Annotated in this window: 8 protein-coding genes and 1 pseudogene; 6 read left to right on the top strand and 3 right to left on the bottom strand. The window is 71.3% G+C overall.

Annotated elements, in window-relative coordinates; genetic code table 11:
• Nucleotides 1-278 (top strand): annotated as a pseudogene (locus E2493_RS21470) (hypothetical protein); the annotation flags it as partial.
• 39 nt (nt 279-317) lie between these two features.
• Here E2493_RS21470 and E2493_RS20335 read toward each other — a convergent pair.
• A complete protein-coding gene (locus E2493_RS20335) occupies nt 318-1,865 on the bottom strand; it encodes a mechanosensitive ion channel family protein (RefSeq protein ID WP_135090526.1) in 1,548 nt (515 codons plus the stop codon).
• Nucleotides 1,866-2,192: 327 nt separating this feature from the next.
• On the opposite strand from E2493_RS20335, the gene E2493_RS20330 reads away from it, so the two are divergent.
• From E2493_RS20330 to E2493_RS20315, 4 genes are all read left to right on the top strand, one after another.
• Nucleotides 2,193-3,473, top strand: coding sequence for a DUF4118 domain-containing protein (locus E2493_RS20330; protein ID WP_135090524.1), 1,281 nt, complete (start codon nt 2,193-2,195; stop codon nt 3,471-3,473).
• A gap of 43 nt (nt 3,474-3,516) precedes the next feature.
• Entirely contained in the window at nt 3,517-3,957 is a 441-nt protein-coding gene (locus E2493_RS20325; protein WP_135090522.1) for a hypothetical protein, read from the top strand.
• A 124-nt stretch (nt 3,958-4,081) separates the two neighbouring features.
• Nucleotides 4,082-4,282: a hypothetical protein gene (locus E2493_RS20320; RefSeq protein ID WP_135090520.1), complete on the top strand. Its 201-nt coding sequence runs from the start codon at nt 4,082-4,084 to the stop codon at nt 4,280-4,282.
• Between the two features lie 201 nt (nt 4,283-4,483).
• On the top strand, nt 4,484-5,272 hold the full coding sequence (locus E2493_RS20315; RefSeq protein WP_225421621.1) for a ferritin-like domain-containing protein: 789 nt from the start codon (nt 4,484-4,486) through the stop codon (nt 5,270-5,272).
• Between the two features lie 103 nt (nt 5,273-5,375).
• On the opposite strand, the gene E2493_RS20310 is transcribed toward E2493_RS20315, so the two are convergent.
• A complete protein-coding gene (locus tag E2493_RS20310) occupies nt 5,376-6,242 on the bottom strand; it encodes a dienelactone hydrolase family protein (RefSeq protein WP_135090518.1) in 867 nt (288 codons plus the stop codon).
• 359 nt (nt 6,243-6,601) lie between these two features.
• On the opposite strand from E2493_RS20310, the gene E2493_RS20305 reads away from it, so the two are divergent.
• Nucleotides 6,602-7,681: a helix-turn-helix transcriptional regulator gene (locus E2493_RS20305; RefSeq protein ID WP_135090516.1), complete on the top strand. Its 1,080-nt coding sequence runs from the start codon at nt 6,602-6,604 to the stop codon at nt 7,679-7,681.
• A gap of 360 nt (nt 7,682-8,041) precedes the next feature.
• Here the strand turns inward: E2493_RS20305 and E2493_RS20300 are convergent.
• A partial coding sequence (locus tag E2493_RS20300; RefSeq protein ID WP_135090514.1) for a L,D-transpeptidase scaffold domain-containing protein occupies nt 8,042-9,381 on the bottom strand: 1,340 nt, incomplete at its 5' end.

The raw sequence follows: 9,381 nt of genomic DNA, 5'->3' as shown, positions 1-9,381 counted from the left end.
CCGCCGGCGCGCTCAGTGCCGGGCTCGGCAGCATCGTCGGCACCGCGGCGAGCGGAGCGATCGTGGGCGGTTCGGCGGGCGGCCTCGCCGGTGCGCTCATCCATTACGGAGTGAGCGACTATGATGCGCGCCGCTACGAAGCGGAGGTCCATGCCGGAGGCATCTGGATCGGCGTCGACACCCGCCTCACCAACGCCGATCCCTGGTCCGTCGCGGCTCTGCTCGCCGAGCAGGGCGGGCGCGCGCTGAGGAGCGAGGAGCCGGCCGTCGGCGCATGACAGGCTTTCCCCGGGGCGGCCGAGTCGCCGGGCGGCAAGTCACGGCGCCCCGCCGCGGTCGGCAGGATCTTCGATCGGCGCCGGCGCGGCCGCGCCGGGCGCGACCGCGATCTCCGGCGGCGCGAGCCTTAACGATCCCGCGTGCACGATCCGCAGCAATTTCAGCATCAGTTCTTCCTGGATGGCGAGGAACGCGTCGAAATCATGGGTTCGAATGGTCGCGAACACTTCGATCGGCAGCCGGTCGGCGGTGGGCGTCAGCAAGCGGACACGCGCGGCCTCTCCCTCGATACGCGGATCGCCGGAGAGGGCGTCGCGCATCGCGCGAAGCAGTCGTTCGATCTCCGCCGGTGGCGATGCGGTCGCAACATGGAAGACGGGTTTGAAGAGCGCCTTGCTGCGGCGCGTATAATTCTCGATTTCCGCGTTCGAGAGGATGCTGTTGGGGATGGTCAGCAGGGTTCCGTCCAGGGTCCGGATCCGGCTCGATCGCATGCCGATTTCCTCGACCGTGCCGACCAGCGTGCCGAAGCGGCAGGTCTCGCCGATGCGGAACGGCCGGTCCGAGAGGATGGAGAGGCTGGCGAGCAGATTCTCCACCGTCTTCTGCGCGCCGAGCGCGAGTGCGATCCCGCCGATGCCGAGCGCCGCAACGGCAGCGGTGACGTCGAACCCGAGCGCGTCGAGGATCGCCATGAACGTCGCCACGGCGAGGGCCGCCTTTGCGATCCGCACCGCGAACTGGACGATGGACGTCGCGTTCAGTCGGCCCTTGTGGCTGAGGCGCCGGAGCGCGCTTTCTCCCAGTCCGTCGACGACGCGCAGAGCGACCCAGCCGCATGCGGCCCAGCCGGTGATTTCGAGCAGCCACGACATGCCCTGGCGCGCAACGATCGACGCGCCGACCAGCGGACCGAGCGTTCGCCCCACCAGCACCGCGCCGAGCAGTGCGGCCGGGGTGGAGACGGCGCGCAGGAATTGCCGGCTCCTGCCCGCTCGCTTGACGAGGCGGCAGCTCGCGGCGACGGCCAGACGAATGAGCAGCCACAAAGCTGCGACTATTGCGGTGGTGGCGGCGAGGAGGGTGAGCCAGTGCGAAGCGGGCGCGCCCCAGACCTCCGCATCGGTGAAGGCGCTGGGCAGCCATCGCTCGGCGGGCGCCGGCGATCGGCTGGATTCGGCCGCGGCGGCGGCAGCCAGCGTCTCGCCCGACACCAGCCAGCGCCCCTGTCCGTCGACTTCGCGCCGCTCCAGAAGGATCGGCACCTCGCGCCTCTCCTGCTCGATCGTCCCCACACGCTCCTGCTCGGGCGGCAGCCCGTCGAGCAGGTCGCCGTCACGCGCGCGGCTGATCCGCGCGCGCGGATAGAATCGTCCCGCCTCGTCCAGCGCCTGCTGAAGGCGTTGTGCCGCGGCCGGGCCCAGGCGCCCGCGCTTGCGCGCCGGGATCGATCGCAGATCGAGATAGGCGGCGGCCACGGCATAGTCGCGCGCGGAGATCGCGTCGACGAAGCCGGCAACGCTGCCGGCGGGAGTCGAACGTCCGAACGGGTCGGCGGGCGCCGCCTCCGTCTGGTTCGTGGTCACGGCGATGGACGGCGATGCGGCCGCCGCGGAGGCGCTCGTCAGCGCTGCCCCCAGGGCAGTGAGCGCGACGAGAAGCCGGTGGCGCCCGATAAGGAGGCCGGGACGGTCAGGTGTCGAATGGAACGGGGTCACCGCTCACCAACCCCGTCACCTCCGTTCAGGGTCCATATTTGATCGATCTCAACGTGTCCGGGCGAAACGCCGCGGGTCTCGAGCCGCGACAATTCGGCCGCGGCTCTGGCGCTCGTGGCGTATTCCGGCACCGAAAGGGCGAACGACCGTTCTCGTTCCGGGTCGCGAGCGACCGCGTCAAGAGAAGGAGCCGGAATGCGTCTCGTCGAGACTCGGAATGCCAGCAGCCCGTCGTCGATCCTGCCCGGTCACGCCGACGCAGTTGATCCGAAGGAGGCGCGGGTCGTCGCCGTCGTCTCGGCGGGCTGCAGCGCCACCGAAGTCCTGGAGGAGGCACGGCGTCTTGCGGACGCCTTCGGCGTCGGCTGGACCGCGCTGCACATCGTGACCCCACTGGGCCCCTCTTCGGCCGAAGCGGCGGAGGCGCTGACCTTCGCCGGCAGCCTCGGGGCCGAAGTATCGAGCATCCCTGCCGGGACGGAAGTCGACGGCATTGCGGCCTCCGCGGGCGGTGCGAGCCACATCGTGATCGGCGCTCCGGCGCACGCCAGCGTGTGGCGTCCCCGCCTGTCGGACCAGCTTCGCGCCGCTTTGCCGCATGCCAGCATCGTCCTCGTCCCCTGCGAGACCGAAGCCGCCCCGCGCGCCGCTTCGGGCTCGGGCACCGGCGAGCCGCACCGGACCGCCTATCTCGCCGCCATCGGCGCCGTCGCCGCGACCATCCCGCTCGTACTGCTGCTCCGCTCGACCATTGGCCCGCAGGGGCTGGCCTTGCTCTTTCTTCTCCCGGTGATTCCGGTCGCCGCGCGTTACGGCGTCCGAGCGTCCATCCTCTCCAGCCTGCTCTCCGCGGCCGCCTACGACATCTTCGTCCTGAAACCCGCTTTCTCCCTCACGCTCGCGGCGCCGCAGGATCTGCTCGTGCTCGGCACATTGCTCGCGCTCGGCATTTCCACCAGCGTGCTCACCGGGCGGCTCCGCGCGCGGGCGATCCTGAGCGATCGCAGCGCGCAGGAGAATGCGGCACTGGCGGCGCTCGCTCTCAGCCTCACCAAGGCGTCGGACTGGGGGAGTACGGCCGAAGCCCTGTCGCGCGACGTCGCAGCCCTGCTCGACGTAGAGGCAGCAGTGCTGCGAGAGGTCGAGGGGAAATTGATCGTTGCCGGCGCGTTCCCGCAGGAGCCGGTCCTCGATCCGCTCGATCGCGCCGCGCTCGATTGGGCCTGGAGCCGCGGAACGGAGGCGGGAAGCGGCACGGCCACGCTCGCCGAGGCGAATTGGCAGTTCCACCCGCTGAAGACCTCGCTCGGCATCCTCGCCGTGCTCGGCCTCGCCCGCACGGACGGTCAGCCGCCGGTTCATCCGCACAAGAAGGTGCTGCTCGCAACCATCATTGCCCAGGCGGCCCTGGCACACGAGCGATTGCGGCTCGAGGACGACATGCGGTGCGGACCGGCGGCCGCCGCATCGGTCTGATGCACCCTCTGAATTCATATCGGCGGCCGGGAGGCCGATAGGCATGCTCGGAGACGCTCCCCCGGCGCAGCTCGGCGTGCAACTTGCCGCTTCGGCCGGGCTCGTCGTGTCGATGACGGTGGTGCACGGCGTCGGGCTGGTCGCGACCTCTCGCCTTCTCCGGCTCCGCAAGGACCGTCTGCGCGAATGGGATTTCGGCATCCGTGCCGTCCTGCTGCTCGCCGGTCTCGGCCTCGCCGTCTTCACCCTGCACATTGTCGAGATCCTGCTCTTCTCGCTCTTCTACCTGGCGGTCGGGGCGATCGGCTCGATCGAGGAGGCGCTTTTCTACTCCGCCTCGGCTTATGCCACGCTCGGCCGCACCGCCGACTATTTTCCCGCCGACTGGAGGCTGATCGGCGCCATCGAGGCGCTCGTCGGCTTCGTCCTGATCGGCTGGTCGACCGCCTTCATGGTCAGCACGCTGAACCGCATCCGCGAATGAAGGACATCAACCCGGCTTCGCGACACGCGCCTCGGCACGCAGCTCTCGGTCCAGCCGCCTGGCCGCGGAGTGGTGGACGTGACGATCCGTCGGGAAATCTCGTGCTCGTTCGCCGCCCGCGCGCGTGGCGGAGGAAGCGCTCGCGCATCGAGGCGCGGCCCTGATCGAGGCGGTGATCGATCCCGACGGGCCGTTCCTGCCGCCCAGGCGCCGCAGGAAATATGTCGGGTATCTGGAGAAGGCGCTCGATCCGGGCGCGGCCGGCGCCGACCGGATCCGCCGGCCGATGCGCGAGGAGCCGGAGCGCACGATGCTCCAGGCGTGACGCGCCGCCTGGCGCCGGTCTGCGTCGGCGCGCGGGCGGCGGCGCCACCGAGCGGCGGCCGCGACGGGGCGGATCGACCAGGGTGAAAGGTCACTCTCTGCGCGCCCGGCGGGTGCGCCGCACGATTGCGCGCGGTCGCCGAACGGCCTACCCTCGGCCGGACCGACGTTCGTCAGACCGGCGGCTCGCGGGAGACGGCGCATGAACTGGATGCAGGCGACGCTGGGGGCGGGAACGATAAGCGGCCTGGCCAGCCTCTTCCTCTTGAGCAAGCGCGGCTCCGCCCCTGACCGGGGCCCGCTCGCGGCCATTCGGCGGCGCTATCTCGACGTTCTCGGCTCGATCTACATCTACAACGAACATCGCGGCTATACGGCGATTGATCGCGTGCTCGAGGCGGTGCGGGCGCGCTCCCCCGAAGACGTCGAGCTGATCTCGGCGATCGAGCGGCACCGCGGCGACGAACGCAAGCATTATGTCATGTTCCGCCGCTGGTTCGAGCGCCGGGGCGTGATGCCGCTCGCCCTCGACCGTACCTTCGGCCACATCGACAGGTTCGTCGAGATCATGTTCGGAACCCCGATCGATCGGCTCGATACCCAGGCCGTCATCGACGACGACGCGCTGTTCGAGCGGCTCTGCCGGGTGATCTCCCTCACCGAGCAGCGCGGTTACCGCACCCTGGAGGCGTTGCTCGCCAATCCGTTCGTGCGCAGCGATCCGATCCTGGTGCGAATCTTCACCATCATCCGCAAGGATGAGCCGAGCCACTGGGCGCCCTACGACGGCTGGCTGCGCAAGCACGGCAAGCGCCGGCCGCGCGCCTGGGAACGCGCCGTCGACACGTTCATCCATTCCGAGCTTCTGCTGCTGAAGCTGCCTTTCCTCTTTCTCAACCCGTGGATCGGGCGGCGCACGGACTGGGCGGATGCGGACGAGGCCGAAGCGTCCGATCGATCCTTCCGGCGCAGATCGCCGAGACCGGCATGACGCTTCTCACGCCGGCGCGATGATGAGGTTGAGCGGACAATCCGGCGAGGCAGGCTCTCGCGCCGCGCTTTCCTGAAGCAGCCTCCAGGCCGATCGGTCTTCCCTACAGCGTCGCGAACAGCGCGCTCATCCGCGCCCAGGCGCGCTCGGCTTCGGCGGCGTCGTAGGCGCTGCCGTCGATCACCGTCCAGCCGTGGTTGGCGCGGTAGACCTCGACCTCGGCCGGCCGCCCGGCCTGCGCCGCGGCCTCGCGCAGCGTCGTTTTCACCGCGGGCGCCTTGGAATCGTCGTCCTGGCCGATCGCGAACAGATAGCGCGCCTGCGTCCGGCCGAGCAGCCGGTGCGGGCTCATGGCGTCGTCGGTCACCAGCCCGCCGCCGTGCAGCGAGGCGGCGGCGCGCACCCGCGCCGGCACCGCCGCCGCGGTCCAGACGGTGAACGGCCCGCCCATGCAATAGCCGTGGGTGCCGACGCCGCGCGTCGTGTCGACCGCCTCCTGTCCGTCGAGCCAGGCGATCGCCGCCTTCGCGTCGCGCTGGACCGCCTCGGCGGTCAGCGCCGCCCGCCACGGCCCGACCCGGTCGAACCCGCCCTGCGCCCGGAACCGGGCGAAGTCCGGAAATTGCGGCGCCGGCGCGGCGCGGTAATAAGGATTGAGGACGAGCACCGAATAGCCCTGGCCGGCGAGGCGCCGCGCCATCACCTCGAACGCGTCGCGTAGGCCGGCGATGTCGGGCCAGGTGACGATCGCCGGATGCCGTCCCTCGGCGGGATGGACGAAGAAGGCGTCCATCGTGCCGTCGGCGGTGGCGAAGCTGACCCGCGTCTCGGCCAGGCCGGCGCTGCCGTCGCCGCCCGTCCCGGTCGCGCAGGCGGCGAGCGCGCCGAGCCCGGCGATGGCGAACTGGCGCCGGTTCGGCGCCCAGTCGCGCGCACGGTTGAACTGGTCGAGCTGGTCCCGTTCGCACATCGCCGATGTCCTCTCTGCCTGGGTGGGGATGCCTAGCCCGCGCCGGAAGCCCGGTAAAGGCGTCGATCCCGGCTCCGCCCAGGCGTCGAAGCTCCCGGCGGCCGCCTGCGCGTGCCGCCGGGCGACTGAGGGCGCCGGCGGCAGGATTTGGGCGTCCCCTCGCCCGATGCCGCCGGCGCCCCGCCCCTTTTGCGGTCCCGCATGCCGGCCCTGCGCTGCGGCGGGACCTCCGGCGCGCACGATCGACCGCCGCATTCTAGGAGCCGCGGCCGATCGTTCATGCCCCAAATGGGTGATGCCGCCTGCTTTTTTCGCCGCTGTTGCTGGGCTATGCGCCGGATTGTTCGAAAGGGGGAGAGATGCTGGCGCCGCACGTCACGACCGCCTTGATCGGCAGGATCTACGAAGCCGGCGCCTTTCCGGAGCGCTGGCCCGAGGCGCTCGACGCCATCGCCCGCGCGCTCGGCGCGGCCGGCGGAAACCTGATCCGCACCACCGCCGAAGGCCTCAGGATCCAGTCGTCGCCGGCGATCGCCGAGGCCACCCGCGCGTTCGAGGACGAGGGCTGGAATGCGGACAATTCGCGCGTCGCCCGGCTGCTCGCCCGCGCCGACCACGGCGGCTTCCTCACCGACAGCGACCTGCACAGCGCCGAGGAGCTCGCGACGCTGCCGATCTACGCCGATTTCCTCAATCCGCGCGGCGCCGCGGCCGGCGCCGCGACGATCGTCCAGGGCGCGCGCGACGACGTCCTGGTCGTCGCGATCGAGGCGTTCCGCGACCATCCCGCCTCGCGCGCCGCGGCGCCGGTGCTCGACGGGCTGCGGCCGCACATCGCCCGCGCCGCCCTGCTCAGCAGCGAGATCGAGGCGGCCAGGGTCCAGAGCCTGGTCGAGGCCTTCTCCTCGGTCGGCGCGGCGATCGGCCTGCTCGATCCGCGCGGCCGCCTGCTCGCCGCCAGCGAGCGATTCCAGGACCATCTCGGCGGCGTGCTCTGCGACGGGCCGGCGCGGCTGCGGATGCGTGACGAGGAGAGCGACCGCCGCCTCGCCGCCGCGCTCGCCCAGCTCGATCGCCACGCCACCGGCCTGTCGGTCGCCGCGCGCGACCGCGACAAGGCCGGCGTCGCCGTCCTCCATCTGCTCCCCGCCCGGCACGACGCCCGCGAATTGTTCGGCCGGGTCGCGACCTTCGCGCTGATCGCCCGCCCCGGCAACGGCCTGCTGCCCTCGCCCGACATCATCGCCGCTTTGTTCGATCTCACTCCGGCCGAGGCGCGGGTCGCGCGCGGCATCGCCCGCGGCATCGCCCCCGCCGACCTCGCCCGCCAGCTCGACGTCTCGCCCGAGACGATCCGCTCCCAGCTCAAGCGAGTCTACGCCAAGACCTCGACCCGCCGGCAGAGCGAGCTCTCCCTCCTCCTCGCCCGCCTCGCCTGACCGCCGCGCCCGCCGAAGCGGCGCGGCCCGTCTCCACCGCCCGGTTTCACGCGAAGGCGCGAAGGACGCGAAGCCGCGAAGCGGGCCGGTCGAACCGGCTCGAAAAAGTCCCGGTACAGTCCGATAGCGCCGCCGGAGGCGGCGCAAGAAAGGTCCATCAAGACGCCGTCACAGATGCAGCGCAACCCTTCGCGTCTTCCCTTCTTCTTCGCGGCTTCGCGTGGAAATACTGCCGCAATGCCACGCGCCGATCGTGCGTGACCTCAGCCGGCGCCGGAGCCGCGCAACCCGTCGTGCCGTCGTGTCGTCGTGTGCTAAAATCGGGCGCTCGAGCCCGCACCGCCGCCGCAAAACGGGCTCCTACCGCGCCGCGAAGCTCCGGCCCCGCACCCGCGCCAGCAGCGCCGGGTCGCGCTTGTAGACGTCCTGGCGGAAGGCGATCCTCTGCCCCTCGGGCGCGGCGGTGAAATAGGTGACGTAGACCGGCACCGGCTCGGGCAGGTTGACGTGCTGCTCCGGCTTCGCGCTCGGCGCGACCAGAGGCTTGCCGAACAGCCAGCGCCCGAGCCGCGCCGCATCCTCCAGCCGGACGCAGCCGGAGCTGAACAGCCGCGCCTCCCTGGTCAGCAGGTTCTTCTCGGACGTGTCGTGAAGATAGATGCCCATGTCGTTGGGAAACATGAACTTCATCTTCCCCATCGCATTGCCTTTGCCGGGCAGCTGGCGGACTCGCAGCTCGCGTCGCCCGGCCGCCACCGCGCGCCAGTCGATCTTCTTCGGATCGAGCACCTTGGGGCTCTCCGACCAGTCGGAGAGGATCTCGTAGCGCTTGGTGCGGAGATAGCCGAGCCCGGTCCTGAGCACGTTGCCGGCCACTTGCGAGCGCACCAGGTCGGGCGGGATGTTCCAATAGGGATTGAGGATGGCGAAGCGGATCATGCCGCCGAGCATCGGCGTCGGCTGCTCGGGCTTGCCGACGACGACGTTCATCGTGTCGCGCACGATGCCGCCCTCGATCATCGACAGCCGCGCCCCGGCGGCGTCGACCAGCACGTAGCGCCGGCCGCTGTCGGCCGGCGGCAGGATCCGCGCCCGCTCGAGGTTGAGGCGGAGCAAAGGCTCGGAATCGGGATCGCCCCATTCGGCGGCGAGCGCCGCGCGCAGCTTCGCATAGACCGGGTTGGTCCAGGCCTGGTCGTCGAGATAGCGGGCCAGCGACGGCGCCTCGGCGGCGGTGCGCAGCAGCACCGTCCGGTTCGGCACCACCGGCACCACCGCCTGGTCGGCCCAGAGCATGCCGATCTCGCGCGGCCGGCGCACGTCCTGGACGTAATCGGCGAAGATCTGCGACAGCAAAACCTCGGCCCGCGCCAGCGCGCGCGGCGAGCCGTCGCGCGCTCTGTCGAGCGCATTGGCCAGCGTCTTCGGCCGATAGTCGCCCGGCTTCAGCCCGTCGGCGTCGGCGGTCGCGGCGAGGTCGAGCAGCGCGCCCGCCTCGGGCACGATCCGCCCGCCGCGGATCCACAGAGGCCGCCAGTCGCGCGCAGCGTAAAAGGCGCGGACGTCCCTGTCGCTCTTCGCCGCCGCCGCGATCGCCGCGGCGAGCTCGGCCGGCACCCGCGTCCCGAGGCTCTCCTGAGCGCGGCCGAGGGGCGCAGTCGCGGGGCGGGCGATCGCCGGCGCCGGCAGCAGCGCCGGCG

The sequence above is a fragment of the Sphingomonas parva (ex Maeng et al. 2020) genome (assembly GCF_004564275.1).
Lineage (GTDB): Bacteria > Pseudomonadota > Alphaproteobacteria > Sphingomonadales > Sphingomonadaceae > Allosphingosinicella > Allosphingosinicella parva.
Note: the sequence above shows the minus strand (reverse complement) of the source record. Positions and strands in the feature narration are given on the sequence as shown.

Coding starts and splice junctions, on each gene's coding strand:
- E2493_RS20330 (WP_135090524.1), top strand. CDS start 2,193: ATGCGTCTCGTCGAGACTCGGAATGCCAGCAGCCCGTCGTCGATCCTG.
- E2493_RS20325 (WP_135090522.1), top strand. CDS start 3,517: ATGCTCGGAGACGCTCCCCCGGCGCAGCTCGGCGTGCAACTTGCCGCT.
- E2493_RS20315 (WP_225421621.1), top strand. CDS start 4,484: ATGAACTGGATGCAGGCGACGCTGGGGGCGGGAACGATAAGCGGCCTG.
- E2493_RS20310 (WP_135090518.1), bottom strand. CDS start 6,242: ATGTGCGAACGGGACCAGCTCGACCAGTTCAACCGTGCGCGCGACTGG.
- E2493_RS20305 (WP_135090516.1), top strand. CDS start 6,602: ATGCTGGCGCCGCACGTCACGACCGCCTTGATCGGCAGGATCTACGAA.